Origin of the sequence: Peterkaempfera griseoplana (genome assembly GCF_001418575.1) — a bacterium.
Taxonomy (GTDB): Bacteria; Actinomycetota; Actinomycetes; order Streptomycetales; family Streptomycetaceae; genus Peterkaempfera; species Peterkaempfera griseoplana.
In genome coordinates this window covers 1-21,314 of record NZ_LIQR01000047.1, presented here as the reverse complement: position 1 = coordinate 21,314, position 21,314 = coordinate 1, and the positions used below count along the sequence as shown (strand labels likewise).

15 protein-coding genes are annotated in these 21,314 nt (G+C 70.1%); 11 read left to right on the top strand and 4 right to left on the bottom strand.

What is annotated here, in order from left to right:
• Window positions 1-45: 45 nt before the first annotated feature.
• Window positions 46-2,811: a right-handed parallel beta-helix repeat-containing protein gene (locus AOK09_RS03490; protein ID WP_055585605.1), complete on the bottom strand. Its 2,766-nt coding sequence runs from the start codon at window positions 2,809-2,811 to the stop codon at window positions 46-48.
• A 962-nt stretch (window positions 2,812-3,773) separates the two neighbouring features.
• On the opposite strand from AOK09_RS03490, the gene AOK09_RS43050 reads away from it, so the two are divergent.
• Window positions 3,774-3,908 (top strand): hypothetical protein, encoded by a 135-nt coding sequence (locus AOK09_RS43050; protein WP_265736699.1) that lies wholly within the window; start codon window positions 3,774-3,776, stop codon window positions 3,906-3,908.
• 297 nt (window positions 3,909-4,205) lie between these two features.
• Here the strand turns inward: AOK09_RS43050 and AOK09_RS03480 are convergent, their stop codons facing one another.
• Entirely contained in the window at window positions 4,206-6,377 is a 2,172-nt protein-coding gene (locus AOK09_RS03480) for an alpha-galactosidase (RefSeq protein WP_055585603.1), read from the bottom strand.
• 181 nt (window positions 6,378-6,558) lie between these two features.
• On the opposite strand from AOK09_RS03480, the gene AOK09_RS03475 reads away from it, so the two are divergent.
• From AOK09_RS03475 to AOK09_RS03440, 8 genes are all read left to right on the top strand, one after another.
• Window positions 6,559-7,734: an ROK family transcriptional regulator gene (locus tag AOK09_RS03475; protein WP_055585602.1), complete on the top strand. Its 1,176-nt coding sequence runs from the start codon at window positions 6,559-6,561 to the stop codon at window positions 7,732-7,734.
• 8 nt (window positions 7,735-7,742) lie between these two features.
• Window positions 7,743-9,056 carry an ABC transporter substrate-binding protein gene (locus AOK09_RS03470; protein WP_055585601.1) on the top strand — a complete coding sequence of 438 codons (1,314 nt, stop codon included), beginning with the start codon at window positions 7,743-7,745 and terminating at the stop codon, window positions 9,054-9,056.
• A gap of 20 nt (window positions 9,057-9,076) precedes the next feature.
• On the top strand, window positions 9,077-10,006 hold the full coding sequence (locus AOK09_RS03465; RefSeq protein ID WP_055585600.1) for a carbohydrate ABC transporter permease: 930 nt from the start codon (window positions 9,077-9,079) through the stop codon (window positions 10,004-10,006).
• Window positions 10,003-10,926, top strand: coding sequence for a carbohydrate ABC transporter permease (locus tag AOK09_RS03460; RefSeq protein ID WP_055585599.1), 924 nt, complete (start codon window positions 10,003-10,005; stop codon window positions 10,924-10,926). The genes AOK09_RS03465 and AOK09_RS03460 overlap by 4 nt, the downstream gene beginning before the upstream one ends.
• Window positions 10,927-11,041: 115 nt before the next feature.
• Window positions 11,042-12,907, top strand: a complete 1,866-nt coding sequence (locus tag AOK09_RS03455) for an alpha-galactosidase D (RefSeq protein ID WP_055585598.1) — start codon at window positions 11,042-11,044, stop codon at window positions 12,905-12,907.
• Window positions 12,908-13,067: 160 nt separating this feature from the next.
• Window positions 13,068-15,482 carry a glycosyl hydrolase family 95 catalytic domain-containing protein gene (locus AOK09_RS03450; RefSeq protein WP_055585597.1) on the top strand — a complete coding sequence of 805 codons (2,415 nt, stop codon included), beginning with the start codon at window positions 13,068-13,070 and terminating at the stop codon, window positions 15,480-15,482.
• Window positions 15,479-16,795, top strand: a complete 1,317-nt coding sequence (locus tag AOK09_RS03445; RefSeq protein WP_245687097.1) for an SGNH/GDSL hydrolase family protein — start codon at window positions 15,479-15,481, stop codon at window positions 16,793-16,795. The genes AOK09_RS03450 and AOK09_RS03445 overlap by 4 nt, the downstream gene beginning before the upstream one ends.
• A 454-nt stretch (window positions 16,796-17,249) precedes the next feature.
• Complete coding sequence (locus tag AOK09_RS03440) at window positions 17,250-18,428, top strand: MFS transporter (protein ID WP_217698374.1); 1,179 nt, start codon at window positions 17,250-17,252, stop codon at window positions 18,426-18,428.
• 132 nt (window positions 18,429-18,560) lie between these two features.
• On the opposite strand, the gene AOK09_RS03435 is transcribed toward AOK09_RS03440, so the two are convergent.
• A complete protein-coding gene (locus tag AOK09_RS03435) occupies window positions 18,561-19,169 on the bottom strand; it encodes a TetR/AcrR family transcriptional regulator (protein WP_055585595.1) in 609 nt (202 codons plus the stop codon).
• Window positions 19,170-19,272: 103 nt separating this feature from the next.
• Between AOK09_RS03435 and AOK09_RS03430 the strand changes: the two genes are divergently transcribed.
• Window positions 19,273-20,067, top strand: coding sequence for an SDR family oxidoreductase (locus AOK09_RS03430; RefSeq protein ID WP_055585594.1), 795 nt, complete (start codon window positions 19,273-19,275; stop codon window positions 20,065-20,067).
• A 464-nt stretch (window positions 20,068-20,531) separates the two neighbouring features.
• Here AOK09_RS03430 and AOK09_RS43545 read toward each other — a convergent pair whose 3' ends face one another.
• Window positions 20,532-20,801 carry a helix-turn-helix domain-containing protein gene (locus tag AOK09_RS43545; protein ID WP_407675339.1) on the bottom strand — a complete coding sequence of 90 codons (270 nt, stop codon included), beginning with the start codon at window positions 20,799-20,801 and terminating at the stop codon, window positions 20,532-20,534.
• A gap of 136 nt (window positions 20,802-20,937) precedes the next feature.
• On the opposite strand from AOK09_RS43545, the gene AOK09_RS03425 reads away from it, so the two are divergent.
• The coding region (locus AOK09_RS03425) for an SDR family NAD(P)-dependent oxidoreductase (protein WP_157875784.1) at window positions 20,938-21,314 on the top strand (377 nt) is incomplete at its 3' end.

Sequence of the window (21,314 nt, the reverse complement as noted above, 5' to 3'; positions counted from 1 at the left end):
GCCCGGCAGGGGGAACCCTGGAAGTGGGAACGGGCCGGTTCCGGGTCAGCCGTTGTCGACCTCGAGTCCGTCGAAGGTCATGTAGGTGCCGTCGACCTTGGTCAGTACGAGTGTGTGCAGACCGGGAGGCAGGCCGGTCTTGGACCATACGGCGACATTCGAATGACGCTGGCCGTCACTGGGTACGGTGTCGACGCCGACCGGCGTGCCCGCGTCCAGCACCGCAGAGAAATGGCCTTGGTCGGTGCTCTGTTCGCCGTACACCTTGATACCGGTACCGACGAACGTGTAGGTGACCGTCGAGCCGTTGTCCGACGCGTAGTGGATGTCGTCCTGGTAGTCGCCGAACCCGCGGCCGCTCTGGTGGCTGAATCCGGAGTACTGGAGGTCGGGGTCCGTGTCGTTGAGCCGGACGGCGGCGGGAGCCTTGCCGACCACGAAGACGGTGGTGGCCGGTGGCGAGGAGACGCCACGCGAGTTCGACTGCACGGCGACGAGTGTGTGCTGGCCGTCGGCCTCCGTCACGGTGCACGACCACGCGGAGCCCGTGACCGTCACCCGGCACAGGGGGGCGCCGCCTTCGGTCACGGTGACCGTGTCACCCGTGGCCCCGGACCCGCGAACGGTGAACGTGCCGGCCACGCCGGTCGTGCCTGACGCCGGAGCCGAGATCGTGGGCGCGGCGACGAGACCGCCGACCGACACCTGCGACGTGTCCGAGCCGGGCGGGATCGTCGCGATCAGGAATCCGGATGAGAGCACCTGCACCTTGGGGGAGGCATGGCCGGAGAAGTAGACCGGGGTCCCCGGCGCGAAACCCGCGCCACCGATCAGCACCCGCATGGTCGTGGTGCCGTTGGAGAACGTCGCCTGCGGCGGCGAGACGTAGTCGGTCTCGATGGCGGTCGCGTCGGCGAAGCCTCGCCCCGACGTGTCGGGGCCGGCGCTCTGCAGTGCCGTCAGCTGGATGTCGTTCGGTCCCGGGGAGGCCGGGATGGAGGTGTTGCTGCCGACATGGCTGTCGACCGCGTCGGCGCAGATGTACTGACCGGCGGACGCGGAGAAGTAGTTGCCCTCGACGAGGAAGTGCCCGGTCGCCGCGCAGCCTCCCTGGGCGTTGGCGCCGTTGTTGTGGAACTGCACGTTGCCGACGTAGTGGATCCATTCGGAACCGGCGTCGTCGTAGAAGGACGCGAAGCCGGGCCCCTGGTTGTAGGTGACGTTGCCGATCACCTGCAGGCCGTGCGCCATCGTGGCGTCGAAGTCGATCGTCTTGCCGTCGGCCTTGTACTGGTAGGGGGCCTGGTGCCCCTCCATGTACACACCACCCCCGTCGCCGAGCACGGTGAGGTAGTCGTGGATGAGGTTGTAGCTGATGGTGTTGTCGGCGTTGATGTTGAGCGAGTTCGACGGATGGTCCGCCGAGTCGACGTGCCCCTGGATGACACCGGCGGTGATGCCGGTGTAGGGCAGGTCATAGAGCTCGTTCCGGGTGACCTGTGTGTGCCGGGTGTAAAGCAGCGTGATGCCGCTGGCCGAGGGGTAGTCGCTGCCCACTCGGTGGATGACGTTGTCCGAGATCACGTTGTCGGTGGCGATCTCGTTCTCTCCGATGCTGTCACCGGCCACAGCAGAGGGATCCGGGGTGCAGTTGTCCTTGATCGTCTCAGGTGTGTCGGGGTTCTTGGTCAGGTAGTCCGGGAAGTGGACCGGGTCGGGGTTGACCGGCGTGGGGTCGGCGGTGCAACCGAGCAGGATCGAGGTCGAGGCGATGTCGGTGAACTCGTTGCCCTGGACGAGGTTGTGCGAGGAGCCGTAGGCGATGCTCAGGCCCGCGCCGCCGAGTTCCGCGAACCGGTTGCCGGTCAGCGTGATGTGGTTGGCGGCAGTGAAGGAGACGTTGGCGTGGGGCTCGGTCAGCAGGCCCCACGGGCAGGTGCCGGCCGGGTTCGAATACGAGCACATGCCCTGGTTGTTCGCCCCCGTCATGTGCAGGTTGCTCTGCACATCGGCGAAGCCCGCGGGTTCGGAGGGTGCGTTCCACGTGGCGTAGGAGAAGGTGAGCCCGGAGAACGTCAGATCGTGGACGGGACGGGCCAAGCTGCCCGCGCCCTGGAGGAGCGTCTCCAGGCGGGGCAGTTCGACGTCGAGACTGTCCGGCTCGGCCCCGTTCAGCGGGGCGAGGTACAGGGTGTGGGCCGACTGGTCGAGGAACCACTGGCCGGGATGCAGCAGGCTCCTCGCGTTCTGGATCGAGGCCGGCATCTGCGAGCTACCCATCGCGGGCAGCGTGCCGCTGGCCTGGGAGTAGTCGGAGCGGGCGGTGACGTTCTTCCAGCACGGCTCGTTCATGGTCAGCGAAGTGCCGGACAACGACCGCACGCGGCACTTGGAGTCGGTCCACTGCCCGTTCCCGCCCGGGTAGTCGAACTCGACTTGCTGCAACTGGGCCGGCGTCATCGCCGCGAAGAAGGCGAGCCCGGCCGGGTCGTCCCTGAGGTCGTATCCCGTGGCCGAGCCCTTCCAGCCCCCGGCGAAGTGCAGTTGGGACGGCGTGGCCTGCGCGACGGGCGCCTCCGTGCCGTCGACGTAGAGCTGACGGCTCGCGCTGGTGGCCGGAACGTTCGCCGACCAGACGCCTGCCGGGGAGGACGTGGTCCAGCCGCGGATGCGGGTTGCTCCGGAGAGTATCGGGTGGGCGCCGGGCGCCGCCGTCCACACGATCGGCTGCCCGGGGCTGCCCGAGTCTGCCGCGTCGAAGTCAAGGGGCGCCGCCAGCTGATAGGTACCGTCGCCCAGGATCACCTGCACGGCGCCCTTGTGCCCGGCTCGAGCGTGACGCACAGCCTGCTGAGCCGTGGTGATCGAGCAGGGCGCCGCGGACGAGCAGTGACTGCCGGAGCCGTCGGGTGCTGCGTAGACGGACGCCGCAGAGTCGGCCGCCGCGAGGTCCGCAGAGACGAGACCTGTCGCGAGAAGAGCTGTCACCGCCGTCCCCGCCAGCAGCAGGGCGGAATGCCTTCGTTTACGCAGCCACACGGTGAGTCTCCTTCAGAGCAGGGTGCTCGTCCCACAATTCATCCGACCTATCACGCGAAGCGTCACGGTAATCTGGGGATAGATCCGAGTCAAGACTCGAAACATCGCCGAACCATCCGATGAATCTTGCTGTCTGACACCACGACAGACGCACACATCCCGGGCGCGCCCGACGCCGGGGGGCCGGCGATCACATCCAGCTGCTAGGCCAGGACCCCGGAGCGCTGAGCCAGGCTCAGGAGATCAGCACGGACCCGGTGTCGGTCTCGCGGGCAAGCCGCGCGTCCATGGGCCCCACGTGGGGGACCAGTCGGGTCCTCCCGGGGACCCCCACGCCATGCCGGTCATGCGCATCCCCTGTTCCCCCACCAGGCGCCCATGCTGCCACGACCACCCCAGGACACCTCAGGCGACGGGACTCCCTGGGCCTCGCTGTCCCCCGGCCCGCGGTTGTCGACGCCGACCTGCCCCGTCCCCGGACCGGCCGGCTGCTGCAAGCGCCCCATCGAGGTCCAGCTGCCAGCGGTCGGGACCGGGGAGGAAGGGGACGGAACTCAAGGGGCGGGGTAGGCGAGGGAGCCGGCCGGGTTTGCGGTTGCGGCCGAGCTGGGCGACGACGTGGCGACGGGGAACCTGCGGCAGCCCTGCACCTGAAGGGTGACCGGGCCGGCGCGCTGCACTGGTGGGGCCGAGCGTGGGCAGCCGGGAACGTGGTCGCCGGCTACAACCTGGGCATGCTGCACGCGAACCGGGCGCCGGTGGTCTGGGAGAAGGCCGCGGCGCTCGGTGATCCGGACGCCATGCTGGGACTCGTCAGGCAGGCGCTCGACCGTGGCGACGGGGCCGGTGTCGAGCGCCGGGCGCCGTGATCCTCTTGCAGGACGAGGTGTTTCCGATGGGGGTCGCTGGGCGTGGCCTTCCGGGACCGCAGCGACCAGGAGCGGGCCAGGGAGGCTCTCCTGCGAGCCGAGGCCCTGGGCCATGGGTACGCGAGGGGGTACCGGGCGCGGATCCTGGCTGTCCGGGCCAACCGGAGGAGGCTGACGCGCTCCGGGCACGGGCAGCGACGGCTGACTGAGCGTTTCAGCATGACCTGCGGAGACGGCGAAGGCAGATGGTGCTGCAGGCCGGCTCACCTCGGGACGGGGGTGCGCTGACGGGACAGCTCATTCGGCACGGCCCGGCATCGCTCGATGCTCAGGCGACGGCCCCTCGTCATCCACCCTCACCAGGTGCAGGGAGGCGCTCGACCAGTCGCCGCGCGGCAGGTCCGGGGTGATTCCGTACCCGGTGAGCACCGACGCGTGGTGCACGGCGCCGGTCCGGACGTCGCGGTAGCGTGCGGTGGGATCCAGGCCGGCCAGCCTGAGGGCGGGGCTCGGCGTGCCGTGGCGCGGAGCCCGCCGCCACACCAGCACGAAGGCCTCCCGGCGGTCCGCCGTCGTGTACTGCACTGCGGAGGGTGCGTCGTCGACGGGACCGCGGAGCCGGTGCTGGACACCCTGCTGCACGATGTGGCGGACCCTCTTGTACTCGGCCACCAGCTCGGCGCCCTGGGTGAGCTCCTCCGCCGTCCAGCGGGTGAGGTCGCCACCCACCGCCAGAACCCCCGCCATCGCCACGTGGAAGCGGTAGCGCAGCGGCACCGAGCGTCCGGTGAGCTGGTTGGGGACGTCCGTCACCCAGGCGGCCATCGTCCGTGCCGGGTAGAGCTGGCTGAAGCCGTACTGGATGCCGACCCGGTCTGCGGCGTCGGTGTTGTCGGACGGCCACGCCTGGTCCGTGCGGGAGAGGATGCCCAGGTCGACGCGGCCGCCGCCGCCGCTGCACGTCTCGATCCGCAGCTGCGGGTGGTCCGCGCGGAGCCGGTCGATGACGTGGTAGAGATTGTGCACGTACCGCGTCCAGAGCAGGTCCTGGCCTTCCGTGCGGTCGGGCCAGCCTGCTTCGCTGAGGGCGCGGTTCATGTCCCACTTGAGGAAGTCGATGCCGTTGTCGGCGACCAGCCGGGTGAGCCATCCGTACGCCCAGGCGGCGACGTCGTCACGCGCGAAGTTGAGCACCAGTTGGTTGCGCAGCTCGGTGCGGGTGCGGTGCGGGAAGTGAAGGACCCAGTCGGGGTGCGCGCGGTAGAGGTCGCTGTCCGGGTTGACCATTTCGGGCTCCACCCACAGGCCGAACCGCATCCCGAGCCGGTGTACCTCCTCGACCAGGGGGCCCAGTCCTCGGGGGAACCGGTCAGGAGAGGGTGACCAGTCGCCGAGCCCGGCCGTGTCGTCTCCGCGGGCGCCGAACCAGCCGTCGTCGACGACATAGAGCTCGGCCCCGAGCTCCGCGGCCCTGGCCGCGAGAGCCCTCTGCCCGGCCTCGTTGACATCGAAGCCGGTGGCCTCCCAGGAGTTGAACAGCACGGGGCGCAACTCGTCGGGGTGCGGTAGCACATGGGCCGTGATGTAGGCGTGCCATGCGCGGCTCGCCGCGCCGAAACCGCCGTCGGTGAACAGGGCCGCGCAGCGCGGGGTCACATGCTCCTCGCTGGGACCGAGCGGCAGTGACGCACCGTCGTGCCCGGCGCCGCTGGTGAAGGCCGTACGTCCGTCGGGCGTGCGCTGCACGGTGATGTGCCAGCTGCCGCTCCAGGCCAGGGCCGCGCTCCACACCTCGCCGCGGTCCTCGGTGGCGTCTCCGGCGTCCAGCATCACCCATGGGTTCGCATGGTGGCTGGTGATGCCGCGCCGGCTGGTGAGCACCGTCTCGCCGTGCGGTACCGGCTCCCGGTGCAGCCGGCTCTCCGACGACCACTGGCCTGTCACATGACTGATCCGGTAGCCGTCGCGCGGCGGCAGCGTCCAGGCGGCCGAGTCCGCACGCAGCAGGGAGAGCGGCTGCTGCCCGGTGTTGCGCAGGACGGTCCAGCGTTCGATGACGTCGGTGTCGTCATGGACCCGGTAGTGCAGGGTGACCGTCAGCGGGTAGTGGCGGTCGCGGAACTCCAGGGCCAGTTCGGCCGCTCCGGGGGCGGGTTCGCCGATGTGGTGGCCGACGGGCTCCCATTCGAAGGCTCGGGTGCCGTCGGCGAAGCGCACGCGCAGGGAGGGGGCTCCGTACCGGGCACCTCCGTCGACGGGCAGCTCCTCGCCGGCCGGGGGCCGGCCCTCGAAGCTGCTGATGGGAGCGGCCGGGGGAGGTATCAGCTCCGCGGCCGCCGCGAGGCTCAGCCGGGGTCCCCATGCGAGGTGGCAGGGCGCTCCCGTGTCGTCGATCCGCAGCGCGTACGACGTGTGCGCGGTGGAGAGCAGCCAGACCCCGGAGGCGGGGTCGAAGGAGATCGCAGCCATGGATCCTCACGTTCGGATAGCGCCGCACAGGAGCAGCGAGCAGCCAACCTCGCCTTAGATCATGTGTCAACTCCCTGCACACAGCCATCTTTTGCAGGTCTGACTCTTGCCGGAGTGGCTCTTCCAAGGGGATCTGATTCTTTCATTGACAGAGGAAAAGAATCACCCTAGGTTTCCGGCCATGCGCTCGACCTCCCCCCACGAGGTGGTCCCGGCAACCACGCCGGCCGCTTCCCTGGTCTTCACCACCGTGCTCTCCCACGGTCCGCTCACCCGGATCGAGATAGCGCGACGCACCGGGCTGTCCTCTGCCGCCGTCACCAAGGCGGTGCGGCCGCTGATGCAGCTCGGCTACCTGGTCGAGGGCGCGGACGAAGGGGCGCGACCCGCTGTGGGGCGTCCGGCGAACCTGGTGCGGGTGGACGCCGGCCGGGCGCTGTTCATCGGGATCAAGGTGACCGGGGACGAGATCATCGCCGTGCTGGCCGACCTGTGCTGCCGTATCCGGGTGGCCCGGCACGTACGGCTCGCAGGCCGTGAGCCGGGGGCGGTGCTCCCCTCCGTCACCGCGCTGGTGCACGAGCTCCTCACCGAGGCCGACGGCTTCGGTGTGCAGGTGCGGGGGCTCGGCATCGCAGTCTCGGGTGATGTCGACCGGGCAGCCGGAGTGGTCCGCTACTCGCCCTTCCTGGAGTGGCGGGACGTGCCGCTCGCCGGGATCGTCGAGACGGCGACCGGTCTGCCGGTCACCGTCGACAACGACGTGCGGGCGCTCACCGTCGCCGAGCAGTGGTTCGGGGCCGGAGTCGGCCTGTCCGACTTCGCCCTGGTGACCGTGGGCGCCGGCATCGGCTGCGGCCTCGTGGTGCACGGACGGGTGGTGTCGGGTGCGCACGGCGTGGCCGGAGAGATCGGGCATCTGTCCATCGACCCGCTCGGGCCGCCCTGCCACTGCGGCAACAACGGCTGCGTCGAGGCCATCGCGGCCGACCCCGCGATCCTGCGCGAGGTCCGCAGCGCCACGGGCCTGCCCGTGGCCACCGTGGCCGAGGCGCTGGAACTGGCCCGCACCGGGGACCCGAGGGTCCGGGAGGTCTACGCACGGGCGGGCGAGGCCATCGGGAGGGCCATCGGCTCGGTGGTCAACCTGCTCGGTCCCGAACGAGTGGTCATTTCCGGCGAGGGCCTGGCCGCCTACGACCTTTTCGCCGAGGGCATCCGGGACGCGTTCGCTGCCTCCGCCTTCGGCACCGCCGTGCAGTGCGACGTGACGACACGTCCGCTGCCCTTCGAGGAGTGGGCGCGTGGGGCCGCAGCCACCGCGATCCAGTCCTTCATCGGATCAGACACGCACTAGGAGACGCAATGACGCTGCAGAGCCGCAGCTTCCGGACCCCTGTGGGGCCCAACCGCAGAACGGTGCTCCAGGGACTGCTCGGCGCCGGGGCGGCAGCCCTGGCGGTGCCGGCCCTCACCGCCTGCGGCGGCGGAGCCGGATCCGACCCCAAGACGGTGACCTTCGGTTCGAACGGTGCGGACGCCACACCCAAGAAGGCCTACGCCGCGGTGACGGACGCCTTCCAGAAGGACAGCAAGCTCACGGTCAGGACGAACACCGTCGACCACGACACCTTCCAGAAGAGCATCTCGACCTATCTGCAGGGCACCCCGGACGACGTCTTCACCTGGTTCGCCGGCTACCGCATGCAGTACTTCGCCAAGAAGGGCCTGGCCAGTCCCCTGGACGAGGTCTGGGACACGATAGGCGCCGGCTTCAGCGACGCGACCAGGCAGCTGTCCAGAGGCGAGGACGGGAAGTACTACTTCGTCCCGCTCTACAACTACCCGTGGGCCGTCTTCTACCGCAAGAGCGTCTTCCAGCAGCACGGCTACCAGATCCCCGCGAACTGGAGCCAGTTCACCGCGCTCGCCAGGCAGATGCAGAAGGACGGACTCTCCCCGATTGCCTCCGGCTACGGCGGGGGCGACAGCTGGAGCATCCTCGGCGCCTTCGACTACCTCAACCTCCGCGCCAACGGTTACGACTTCCACATGTCCCTGATGCGGGGCCAGGCCGCCTGGACGGACAAGCGCGTCGTCCGGACCATCGACCTGTGGCGGGAACTCGCCCCCTACTACCAGACGGGCGGCGGCGGCCGCTCCTGGCAGGACGCGGCGCAGTCCCTGCTCGACAAGAAGTCCGGCATGGCGGTCATCGGCCTCTTCCTCGGCCAGCAGGTCACCGACGAGTCCCTGCGCGCCGACATCGACTTCTTCCCCTTCCCGGAGATCGACCCGACGTACGGCCAGGACACGGTCGAGGCGCCCACCGACGGCTTCATGCTCAGCCGCAGACCGAAGAACCACGACGGCGCCACCAAGCTCCTGGAGTTCCTCGGCGGCGCGAAGGCCGAGGGCCTGTACATGGGCGTCGACCCCAGCAACGTCGCCGTCAACTCAGGTGCCGACACGAGCGCGTACAACGCCCTGCAGAAGAAGTCCGCCGAACTCATCGCCGGTGCCAAGCACATCACCCAGTTCGGTGACCGCGACAGCGACCCGGGATTCATCTCCACCGTGGTCGAGCCGGGCTTCACCGAGTGGCTCAACCACCCCGACGACGGCTCGGCCCTGCTGAGGAAGATCGAGTCGCAGCGCTCGCGCTTCTTCACGGCCTGACCCCACCGGAGAGGCTCACCATGTCCTCCGTGCGACCCTCGCGCCGGTCGTCGTCCCGCGCACACCCCCGTCCTCGCCGGCTCGGTCCTGGTGACCGCCTCTTCCTGACGGTTGCCGTCGGAATCCCGCTGCTGGCCCTGCTGGTCTTCGTGTGGCTGCCGGCGCTGTCCTCCATCGGCCTGTCCTTCACCGGCTGGGACGGCCTCACTCTGTCCGACATCCACTGGGCCGGGCTGGACAACTACCACCAGATCCTCACCAACTACCCGCCGTTCTGGCCGGCTGTCCGGCACAACGTCGTCTGGCTGCTGTTCACGGCGCTCCTGCCCACCCCGTTCGGCGTCTTTCTCGCCTACCAGCTGGACCGCAAGATCCGTTTCAGCCGGGTCTACCAGACCGCGATCTTCATGCCGATGGTGCTCTCCCTGGCGGTCGTCGGATTCATCTGGGAGATCATCTACAACCCCGACACCGGACTTCTGGACGGCGCGCTCGGCCGTCACATCGACTGGCTCGGCGATCCCCACCTCAACCTGTGGGCCGTACTGGTCGCCTCCGGCTGGCGGCACACCGGCTACATCATGATCCTCTACCTGGCGGGGCTCAAGGGCGTCGACCCCGCCCTGAAGGAGGCGGCCGCACTCGACGGCGCCAACGGGCGCCAGACCTTCATGAGAGTGGTGCTGCCGGCGCTGAAGCCGGTCAACATCATCGTCCTGGTCGTCACCGTCATGGAGTCCCTCCGCGCCTTCGACATCGTCTATGTGCTGGGCGGCGGCACCGGCAGCAAGCCCGGCATGGAACTCCTGTCCCTGCTCATCACCGACAACATCATCGGTGAGTCCAGCCACATCGGGTACGGGTCCGCGCTCGCAGTCCTCCTGCTCCTCGTCTCGCTGGCCGCGATCGGGGCCTTCCTCGTCCAGACCTTCCGCAAGGAGGACCAGTGACCGTGACCGCCACGCCGCCGGCCCACCGGTCACGGCCCGCGCTGACACGTACCGCAAGCGCCCCCCGCGGGCCCAGGCGGCAGACCGGACGGCACATCATGCTGGGCGGGATCGCGCTGCTGTGGCTCGTCCCGCTGCTGTGGGCCGTCTACACCTCCCTGCGGCCCTACGCGGACACCACACAGCACGGGTATCTCTCCTGGCCGCACAGCATCGGTCTGCAGAACTTCTCGGACGCCTGGAGTCAGTCCGGGATGCCGCACTTCTTCTGGAACTCGGTGCTCATCACCATTCCGGCGGTGCTCGGCACCCTGCTGTTCGCGGCGGCCGTGGCCTTCTTCGTCTCGCGGTTCGACTTCCGCTGGAACGTCGTGCTGCTGATGCTCTTCACCGCGGGGAACCTGCTCCCCGCGCAGGTGCTGATCACGCCGCTGTTCCGGCTGTACCTGCTGATCCCGCTGCCGTCGTGGATGAGCGACTCCCTGCTCGTCTACAACTCGCTCTGGGGCATCATCTTCATCCACATCGCCTACCAGTGCGGCTTCTGCACGTTCGTGCTCAGCAACTACATGAGGACGATCCCGAAAGAGATCTTCGAAGCCGCCGTTGTCGACGGTGCCCCGGCGTGGCGCCAGTTCCTCCAGATCGTGCTGCCGCTGTGCCGCCCGGCGTTCGCAGCGCTCGCGACGCTGGAGTCCATCTGGATCTACAACGACTTCTTCTGGTCCCTCGCGCTGATCGAGACGGGTGACAAACGTCCGGTCACCTCCGCGCTGGCCAACCTCCAGGGCCAGTACTTCACCAACCCCAACCTCATCGCGGCCGGTGCCCTCATGACCGCGATCCCCACGCTGCTGGTGTACTTCGCGCTGCAGCGCCAGTTCATCAGCGGGCTCACCATCGGCTCGGGCAAGGGCTGAGCCGACCGTCCCGCCCGTCACTGCGACCGACGGGCCTCCGGCGTCCTGAAGGCCCGTCCCCCTGCACGGTTCCACCGCACGATCCCCGTGACCCCACAACAGGAGGTCCGACCCCATGCGGTCATCCTCGTACCCAGCCCTGCCCGCAGTCCCCGCCGGGTCCCTGTCCCGGACAGCACGAGCCACGCTGGTCCTGGCCGTGACGGCCGCTCTGGCAACGGCCGTCCCTGCCGCCGCCACCCAGGCGGAAGCCGCCGGAAAGACGGCTGCGACCGCCGCCGCACCCACCGCGGACGCCACCTCCGGCACAGCAGCCAAGCCCTACATGGGCTGGTCCAGCTGGAGCATGCAGTCCTCCAAGTACCCGGGCCTGAACCCCGACGGCGACTACAGCTACCTCACGCAGGCGAACGTCCTGAAGCAGACGGACGCCCTCGCCACCAAGCTCAAGAAATACGGCTACGACTACGTCAACATCGACGCCGGCTGGTGGCGCGACAACACCTGGAAGCCCGAGTACGACCAGTACGGCCGCCAGGCGCCCGACCCGCTGCGCTTCCCCGACGGCATGAAGCCGGTCGCCGACCACATCCACGCCAAGGGCCTCAAGGCCGGCATCTACCTGCCCGTGGGCCTGGAGAAGGAGGCCTACGGCGACGGCAAGGTGCCGGTCTGGAACGCCCCCGGCTGCACCACCGCCGACATCGTCTACCCGGACCTGCGCACCACCAACGGCTGGGACAGCTCCTACAAGCTGGACTTCGACAACCCCTGCGCACAGAAGTACGTCGACTCACAGGCGCAGATGTTCGCCGACTGGGGCTACGACTTCCTCAAGCTGGACGGTGTCGGCCCCGGCTCGTTCAAGTCGGGGGACAACTACGACAACGTGGCCGACGTCGCCGCCTGGCACCAGGCCATCGCCGCCACCGGGCGCCCCATCCACCTGGAGATCTCCTGGTCCCTCGACATCGGCCACGCCGCCGACTGGAAGCAGTACTCCAACGGCTGGCGCATCGAGACCGACGTGGAGTGCTACTGCAACACCCTCGTCACCTGGGAGAACTCGGTCAACGACCGATGGAACGACGCCCCGGCATGGAGCCACAAGGCAGGCCCCGGCGGCTGGAACGACCTTGACTCCCTCGACGTCGGCAACGGGGCGATGGACGGCCTCACCAAGGCCGAGCGGCAGAGCTACATGACCCTGTGGGCGATCAACAAGTCGCCCCTGTACACCGGTGACGACCTCACCCGGCTCGACGGCTACGGCGTCTCCCTGCTGACCAACCAGGAAGTCATCGCAGTCGACCAGAGCGACTCGCCCGTGGCCCGGCCGGTCACCCCGATGGGCGACCAGCAGGTCTGGGGCACCAGGAACGCCGACGGCAGCTACACCGTCGCGCTGTTCAACCTCGGCGACTCGCCGGCCTCCGTCAGCGCCGACTGGGCGTCCTTCGGATTCGCCGGCAACGCCTCCGTACGCGACCTGTGGAACAAGCAGAACCTCGGGACGTACAAGAACAGGATCACCGAGGCGCTGCCCGCCCACGGCTCCCGGCTGTTCACCGTCAGGCCCGGCGGCACGACCCTGGCGACCACGAGCTACGAGGCGGAGTCCGCGGCCAACACGCTCAGCGGCAACGCCTCCGTCGCCGGATGCGACGCCTGCTCCGGTGGCAACAAGGTCGGCAACCTCTACCTCGGCGGCAAGCTCCAGTTCAACCACATCACGGTGCAGAAGGACGGGATCTACACCGTCAAGGTCGCCTACGTCAGCGGCGACCCCCGTTCGGTGACCGTGTTCTCCAACACCGGCAACGGCACCAGCCTGCCGTTCCCCTCCACCGGTGACTGGGGCACGGTCGACACCGTCAGCGTCCAGCTCGCCCTGAAGGCCGGCTCCAACACCATCACCTTCGACAGCGGCAGCGGATACGCACCCGACATCGACCGGATCAGCGTCCCGCAGACCAACTGACGGACCCTGCGGGGCCCGGTCCCACGACAGGGCCCCGCAGGCGGGGGACCCACCTCCCGGCGTCCCCCGCCCCACCATCGCCCAGTACCCCACGAAAAGCCCGGCGGTCCTCACCCGCCGGTCCCGCATGAGCCGTTCCCCCGGACAGGGAGTGCACCCCGTGGACATCCAGGACACCGAATCGCGCGACAACCGACCAGGCCGCAGAGGCTTCCTCACGCTCGCCGCCGCGGTCGGCGCGGCCACCGCCCTCGGTGGTCTGCCCGCCTTCACCGCCTCGGCGGCGCCGCTGCGCCCCACCGAGTCGCCCATGCTCACCGCGGCCGACGCTGCGAAGAACCTGCTGTGGTGGCAGGCTCCCGGCTCCTCCGGCTCGATGATCGAGCAGGGGCTTCCGGTCGGCAACGGACGCCTCGGGGCACTCACGGGCAACGACCCCGCCAGTGAACTCCTGACCATCACCGACGCCACCCTGTGGACCGGAGGTCCCAACGACACGCTGCAGAGCGACGGCCAGTTCCCCTACGGGCGCGACGACTTCGGCTCCCTGACCCTGCTTGCCGAGCTCACCGTCGACATCCCCGACCACGACCTGGGCTCCGTCAACAACTACCGGCGCTCCCTCGACCTGGCCCAGGGCCTGGTCAGCGCCTCGTACGACATCTCCGGCGTCACCTACCGGCGGCAGATCTTCGCCAGCCGGCCCGATGACGTCATCGTCCTCCACTTCACCCAGCAGGGCGGTGGCGCCTACACCGGCACCGTCTCCCTCGCCGGTACCCACGGCGAGTCCACCACCGTCAGCGCGGGGCGCTGTGCGTCGTTCGGCGGCTCCTTCGCCAACGGTCTGAAGTACGGCGCCGCCGTCACCGCCTCCAGCAGCACCGGAAAGGTCACCGTCGACGGCGGGTCGATCTCCTTCAGCGGCTGCAGAGACCTCACCGTCGTCGTCAGCGGCGGCACCGACTACGCGCCCGACCCGGCCACCGGCTTCCGCAGCCCGTCCGTGGATCCGCAGCACCTCGCCGTCACCAAGGTCCGCAACGCCGCCGGCCACTCCGCGAGCACCCTGCTGCACACCCATGTGGCCGACTTCCGCCCGCTGTTCGCACAGCTGGAACTCGACCTCGGCACGTCCTCCGCCGCACAGCGCGAACTGGACACCTGGGAAAGGGTGCAGGCACGCTACCGGGACGACGTCCCCGACCCGGAGCTCGAGGCCGCCTACCTGCAGTTCGGCCGCTACCTGATGATCTCCGGATCGCGGGGCAGCCTGCCGATGGGCCTCCAGGGCCCCTGGCTGGACGGCAACGACCCGGACTGGATGGGCGACTACCACACCGACATCAACATCCAGATGAACTACTGGATGGCCGACCGGGCGGGCCTGTCCGAGTGCTTCGACGCCTTCGCGGACTACTGCCTCGCGCAGCTCCCGTCCTGGACGGACGCCACCCGGCGGCTGTTCAACAGCCCCACCAACAGATACCGCAACTCCAGCGGCAGAATCGCCGGCTGGACCGTGGCCATCTCCACCAACCCCTACGGCGGAGGCGGCTGGTGGTGGCATCCGGCCGGCAACGCCTGGCTCTGCCACAACCTGTTCGAGCACTACGAGTACACCCAGGACCGCGCCTACCTCGAGAAGGTCTACCCCCTCATCAAGGGCGCCGTGCAGTTCTGGGAGGCCCGCCTCATCACGACCACCGTCACCGACGCCTCCGGCGCCCCGCGCGAGGTGCTGATCGCCGACAGCGACTGGTCACCCGAGCAGGGACCGCTCGACGCCAAGGGCATCACCTACGCCCAGGAACTGGTGTGGAGCCTCTTCGGCAACTACCGGACCGCGACCCGGGTGCTCGGCAGGGACGCCGACCACAGCAGGACCGTCGACGGTCTGCGTGAACGTCTGTACCTGCCCGTGGTCAGCCCCACGACCGGCTGGCTGGAGGAGTGGATGTCCCCGGACAACCTCGGTGAGACCACTCACCGGCACCTCTCCCCGCTGTTCGGCCTCTTCCCCGGCGACCGGATCCGTCCTGACGCCTCCACCCCCAAGGACATCCTCGACGGCGCGACGGCCCTCCTCACCGCGCGCGGCATGGACAGCTTCGGCTGGGCCAACGCCTGGCGCAGCCTGTGCTGGGCACGACTGAAGGACGCGGAGAAGGCCTACCAGCTCGTCGTGCACAACTTGAAGCCCTCGGTGGACGGCAGCAACGGCAGTGCGATGAACCTTTTCGACATCTACCAGGTCGAGCAGGGCCGTGGCATCTTCCAGATCGACGCGAACTTTGGCACCCCGTCCGCGGTCATCGAGATGCTGGTCTACTCGCGGCCGGGCCACGTCGAGCTGCTGCCCGCGCTGCCCACCGCCTGGGCGGCCTCCGGCTCGGTCTCCGGGGTGGGCGTCCGCGGCGGCTTCGTCGCCGCCCTCAGCTGGAAGAACGGCAAGGTCACCCGGGCGACGCTGACGAGCGTGGGCGGCCGCACCACGACCGTCGTCGCCGGCGGAGCCTCGCAGCAGATCAGCCTCCAGCCCGGTGAGTCCGTCACGTTGAGGAGCTTCGGATGAGCGCCCGCACGGTGTACCCCCGCGAACGGCGCGTACGGCCCATGTCCCGGCGCCGCGTGCTGGGTGCCGTCTCCGCGCTGGTCACGGCCCTCTGCCTCCCGCTGACCGCCCCGTCGGCGGCGCAGGCACGGCAGTCCGCCGCACCGACAGCGCAGGCGCAGCAGCAGATCGGGACAGAGGCGGCGGCGGACGCGGCAGGTCGGGGACGGCACTCCGTGGTCACCTGGGGGGCCAGCGCCGACAGGCAGGGCGCCGGACCCGCCGACCGCAGCTACCGGCTGATCGTCCGCACCAGCGTCGGCGGCACCGACATGCGCATCCGCCTGACCAATGCCTTCGGGGACCACCCGGTGACCTTCGCCAGCGCCTACGCCGGGCTGCAGCAGCAAGGCGCGGAGCTGGTCCACGGCACCAACCGCCGGCTGTCGTTCGGCGGGCAGCCGTCGGTCACCGTTCCGGCCGGTGCGACCGTGCTCAGCGACCCCCTGCCCGGGACGCTCGCCGCCCAGAGCAATCTCGTCGTCAGCCTGTATGTGACGGGAGCCCAGGGACCGACGACCGGCCACGGCATGGCCATGCAGACCTCCTACGCTGCCGCGGGCGACCACGCCGCCGAGGAGGGCGCGGTCAACTGGACGGATCCGATGGGCTCCTGGTACTGGCTGGACGCCGTGAGCGTGGACACCTCCACGGCGGTGGGCTCGGTGGTGGCACTCGGCGACTCCATCACCGACGGATGGGCATCGACCACGGACCAGAACCGCCGCTGGCCCGACTATCTCTCCCGGCGGCTCCAGGCCGCATCCGGTGTCACGGTGAAGGGTGTGGCGAACGAGGGGATCTCGGGCAACAAGGTCCTCGCGGACGGCAACGGGCAGGCCGCCCTGAACAGACTCCAGCGCGATGTGCTCTCCCAGCCCGGGGTCGGCACGGTGTTCCTGCTCGAGGGCATCAACGACCTCAAGGCCCACACCGGCGTCACGGTGGACGACCTGGTCGCCGGCTACCGGCAGATCATCGACCGGGCGCACGCGGCGGGCAAGTGCGTCGTCGGCGCGACCGTCATGCCGTACAAGGGCTGGTCGGAGTACGACACCGCCGGCGAAGCCGTACGCCAGGGCGTCAACGACTGGATCAGGAACAGCGGCGAGTTCGACGCCGTGACGGACTTCGACGCGCTCACCCGCAATCCGTACGACCACCAGGAGATACTGCCGTTCTTCGACGGCGGCGACCACCTCCACCCCAACGACAAGGGCATGCAGGCCATGGCCGACGCCGTCGACCTGTCCGCTCTGGAGTGCCACCGCTGAGCCGGGCCGACCCCGCGCCCTCACCCCCGAGGACGGACGCCGCCGTGCGGCGGAGCCGACGGTCCAGGTGAAGGCGCGGGGTACCACCCGAGTGCACAGGCCGAGCCGGCCGGCCGGCAGGCCGCCGCGCCCGGCGACCTGCGGTCGCCGCCTGCGGGCCATTGATTCGCCTGCGCTCCGGGGAGGCCTGCCGCCACCGATCCGCCGAAGCCCGGGCCGCTTCGGAGGCGGAAGGCGGTGGTGCGCTGTCAGGACAAGGCCGGCGCACTCCCGGTGCACGCCGGGCGGACCTGCCCCGCTTTGATGGGGACGACCGACACTCCGATCCGTCGCCGCGAACAAGAAGGTGCCCGCAACGGATCAGTGCTCTGGTCCCCGACGAAGAAAGGTGCCTGTGTCCGCCACACCCGAACTTCCGCTGTCCCTGCGCGCTCCCTCCAAGGCCGCTCCGGGAGTGCCCGGCTGGCTGGTCGCGCTCATGGCCGTCGCGTCCGGCATGACCGTCGCCAACCTCTACTACGCACAACCCCTGCTGTCCTCGCTGAGCGACGTGTTCCACACCGGCACCGCCACCGCCGGAACCCTGATCACACTGACCCAGACCGGCTATGTGATCGGCATGCTCTTCCTGGTCCCCCTCGGCGACCGGCTGGAGAAGCGCAATCTGATCAGCGCCCTGCTCACGGTCACGACGCTCGCCCTCGTCGCGGCCGGGCTCGCCACCAGTTTCCCCATGCTGCTGATCGCCTCCCTGATCAGCGGCGCCACCTCGGTCGTCGCGCAGGTCCTGGTGCCCTTCGCCGCGAGCCTCGCCCCCGACCACGCCCGCGGCCGCATCGTCGGCCGGGTGATGAGCGGTCTGCTCACCGGAATCCTGCTGTCCCGCACCCTGAGCAGCCTGGTCTCCGACCTCGCCGGCTGGCGCACCGTCTTCCTCGGCTCGGCCGCGCTGATGGCCGTACTCGCAGTGGCACTGCGCGCCGCCCTGCCGAAGCACGCTCCCACCACGTCCATGCCGTACCACCACGTCCTGCGCTCCACCGCCGCGCTGGTGCGCACGCACCCCGCGCTGCTGCGCCGCAGCCTGTACCAGGCGGCGATGTTCGGTGCGTTCAGCGCCTTCTGGACCACGGTCTCGTTCGTTCTGACCGGCCCCGGCTTCCACTACTCCCAGGTCGGGGTCGGTCTCTTCGCCCTCGTCGGTGCGGCGGGGGCGGCCGTCGCGCCGTTCGCGGGCCACTGGGCCGACCGGGGACTGGTACGTCCCATGACCGCGGCCGCCTTCGTGGTCGCTGCCCTGGCCTTCGCGATCGCGGGTCTGGGCGGGCACAGCGTCGTGCTGATCGCTCTGGCCGCCATCCTGATCGACATGGCCGTACAGACCACGCTCATCCTCGGCCAGCACACCGTCTACCAGCTCGACGCCACCGCCCGCGCCCGTCTGAACAGCGCCTTCATCGCCATGTTCTTCGTCGGCGGCGCGGCAGGATCGCAGCTCGGATCCATCGTCTTCCACGCTGCCGGCTGGACCGGCCTCACCCTCCTGGGCGCCGCACTCCCGGTGGTCGCGCTCGCCTACTGGACCTCGGAACTTCGACACCGCCAGGGCGAGCCAGGCACAGGAGGCCGATAGCGCGAGGGTCCCGGCCGCGGCGCGCACCGCGCAGGTGGCGTTGTGGGCCTCGACGATCTGGAAGGTCCCGTGGCCGAGGATCTTCCGCTCGGCCGGGTCCGCCCCCTCGGTCGCGGGGGCCGCGCCCGGGCGCTACCGCGTGAGCCCGCTGTGCAGATGCTGCGCGGCGAGGGTGCGGGCGGTTTCGATCACCGTCCTGCGGCGGCGGGCGAGGGCGGCCTCCTCGCTCTCCTCGTCCAGGACCATGCGGCACATCCTGGGCACCGCGAAGTTCCAGGCGATGAGTCCCATGAGGGTGAAGAGCAGGTCCTGGGCGGCGCGGACGCGCCCGGTGTCCGGCGGGGCGGCCGGGTCCGTGCCCGCCAACTGCCTGACGTTCCCGCGGAAGGCATCGCGGCGCTCCCTCTCGTTGTCGGGATCGTCGCAGACCTCCAGCGAGTCCCAGAGCAGAAGCCTGATCAGCTCGGGGTGGTCCTGGTACCAGTCGAAGATCCGGCCCACCGACTCGGCCACCGCGTCCGGATCGATGCTGACGGTGCCGCAGAGCTCCTCCAGCTTCGCCCGCAGGACGGCGGCGAAGAGGCGTTCCTTGCAGCCGAAGTACAGGTAGATGGCCTGTTTGTTGGCCCGCGCGGCCGTCGCGATCCGGTCCACCCTCGCCCCGGCGAGGCCGTGGTCGGCGAACTCGGCGCTGGCGGCGGCGAAGATCCGCCGTCTGGTGTCCTCCGCGTCATAGGCCATGGCGTCAATTAAACCATCCGGTTGACTCCGCGCCCTCCGCCGGCGCAGTATCGCTTCCGTCAGTAAAACAACCAGATGGTTTAGTCGACTGAGAGGCTCTCCCATGAGCACTGCGACGTCCATTCCCGTCCGTTCGCCGCTGACGAGTGCCCTGTCCGGCACGACCGCCGTCCTCGTCGGCGGCACCTCGGGCATCGGGCTGGCGGCGGGCGCGCTGCTGCGTTCGGTCGGCGCCCGCGTGGTGCTGGTCGGGCGCGACCCCGGCCGGCTGAAGACCGCCGTCGCGCGGGTGAGCGAGGCGGGAAGGGCCGAGGACCCCGACAACGCCGTGCTGGGTGTCGCGGGCGACGGCGGTGACGAACGGACCCTCATCGAGGCGTTCGACAGGGCGGGCCACGTCGACCACGTGCTCGTCACCGCGGGCGGCATGGGCGGGGCCGGCCTGGTGACCGACCTGACGGCCGACGAGGTCAGGGCGGCCATCGACGCCCGCGTCCAGGGGGCGTTCAGCGCCGCGCGCGTGGTGGCGAACCGGCTTCCCGCCGGCGGCTCGCTCACGCTCACCTCGGGCATCCTCACGAGCCGTCCCGTCCCGGGCTTGTCCGCCCTGATATCGGCGGTGGGCGCGGTGGAGACGCTCACCAAGGCCCTCGCCGTGGAGCTGGCACCCGCGCGGTTGCGCGTCAACGCCGTCCGTTTCGGCCGGATCGACACCCCGCTCCTGCGCTCGGTGCCGGGGCTGGACTCGGACAGCGCGGTCGCTGCGGCGGGATCGACCGCTCCGCTGGGCCGCGTCGGCACCGCCGAGGAAGCCGCCGCCGCAGCCCTGTTCCTCATGGCCAACAACTACGTCACCGGCCAGCTCCTCACCGTCGACGGCGGTGAGAGCCTGGTCTGACCCTCTGCGGCGCCCGGACCCGCCCGGTACCGGCTCCGTCCCCGCCGCCGGACCGGGCAGCGCGGCTCCGCGACGGGCCGGGCCCGTCAGCGGGGACCCGCAGCGAAGGGGCGGCCGTCGCCGAACACGAGCCGGGCGAAGTCGTCAGGGATACGGCGGTGCCCCGCGGGGCGGGATGCATCTCACCGGGAAGCGGCGGCTTGACGTCGTCCGGCTCGCCGTACAGTTCGCGTCCGTCGCGGCGGTGCGAGGTTCGGCTTGGTGGGGGAGACGAGACCATTGCCGAGCGCGGTGAGCTGGGCCGGGCGCCCGAGCCCTGTGACGGTGGTGACCCAGCCTGTGCCACCACCGTGCCCCCGGACTCCTCGGCGGCGGAGGTGGCATGCACTCGCCCTGGCTCAGGAAGCGGCGCCGGGCCAGGTTCGCCGTGCCGCTCCCGAGGTCGCCGGTCTCCGGCAGCCGTTTCAGCATCCGGGCCACGTGGGGGCGGACCTACCGCATGGCGCCGGTGCCGGGCGAGGGCTCGATCCCGCCAGCCGGAACAGATGGCTGCGCTCCGCCGGTGTGCGCCGCAGCACCCGCGCCAGCGCGTCCAGGATCCGGGCCGAGGGCCGCGGCCCTCGGCCCGGATCCAGTTGCGTGCGGTAGTCGACCGGCATGTGGGCGAGTTCCGCCACCTCGTCGCGGCGGAGGCCCTGTGTGCGGCGAGCGGTGCCCGTCTCCTTCAGGCCCATCTCGTGCGGACGCAGGCATGCCCGGCGCTCCCGAAGGTGGTGGGCCGGCTCCTGCCGTGGCATCCCGCCCCCGCCTCCGCTGCCTGGTACAGGTTGACCCTGGCGAGGCACCTGCCGCCGGGCGACCGTGGTCGTCATGAACGCACCCACAGCTCTGGTCACCGGTGCCAACAAGGGCATCGGCAAGCACATCGCCCGGCTGCTCGCGGCCGAGGGCCTCACCGTGTACGTGGGCGCCCGGGACGCCGGTCGCGGGCGGCGGACCGTTGAGGAGATCGGCGCCGGCGCCCGTCCGCTGACCCTCGACGTGACGGATCCGGACAGCGTCGCCGAGGCCGCCGCCCAGGTCGAGCGCCTGGACGTCCTGGTCAACAACGCCGGAATCTCCCTGTCCCCGGCCCCGCCGGCCCACACGGACGTCGAGGAGTTCCGCCGCACGTACGAAACCAACGTGTTCGCGGTGGTGGCCGTGACCAACGCCTTCCTGCCCGCCCTGCGCCGCTCCCCGCACCC

Bases quoted from the DNA above. Each gene is read 5' to 3' on its own strand.
- AOK09_RS03480 (WP_055585603.1), bottom strand. From the start codon at position 6,377: ATGGCTGCGATCTCCTTCGACCCCGCCTCCGGGGTCTGGCTGCTCTCC.
- AOK09_RS03465 (WP_055585600.1), top strand. From the start codon at position 9,077: ATGTCCTCCGTGCGACCCTCGCGCCGGTCGTCGTCCCGCGCACACCCC.
- AOK09_RS03430 (WP_055585594.1), top strand. From the start codon at position 19,273: ATGAGCACTGCGACGTCCATTCCCGTCCGTTCGCCGCTGACGAGTGCC.
- AOK09_RS03435 (WP_055585595.1), bottom strand. From the start codon at position 19,169: ATGGCCTATGACGCGGAGGACACCAGACGGCGGATCTTCGCCGCCGCC.
- AOK09_RS03475 (WP_055585602.1), top strand. From the start codon at position 6,559: ATGCGCTCGACCTCCCCCCACGAGGTGGTCCCGGCAACCACGCCGGCC.
- AOK09_RS03445 (WP_245687097.1), top strand. From the start codon at position 15,479: ATGAGCGCCCGCACGGTGTACCCCCGCGAACGGCGCGTACGGCCCATG.
- AOK09_RS43050 (WP_265736699.1), top strand. From the start codon at position 3,774: ATGCTGCACGCGAACCGGGCGCCGGTGGTCTGGGAGAAGGCCGCGGCG.
- AOK09_RS03455 (WP_055585598.1), top strand. From the start codon at position 11,042: ATGCGGTCATCCTCGTACCCAGCCCTGCCCGCAGTCCCCGCCGGGTCC.
- AOK09_RS03470 (WP_055585601.1), top strand. From the start codon at position 7,743: ATGACGCTGCAGAGCCGCAGCTTCCGGACCCCTGTGGGGCCCAACCGC.
- AOK09_RS43545 (WP_407675339.1), bottom strand. From the start codon at position 20,801: ATGGGCCTGAAGGAGACGGGCACCGCTCGCCGCACACAGGGCCTCCGC.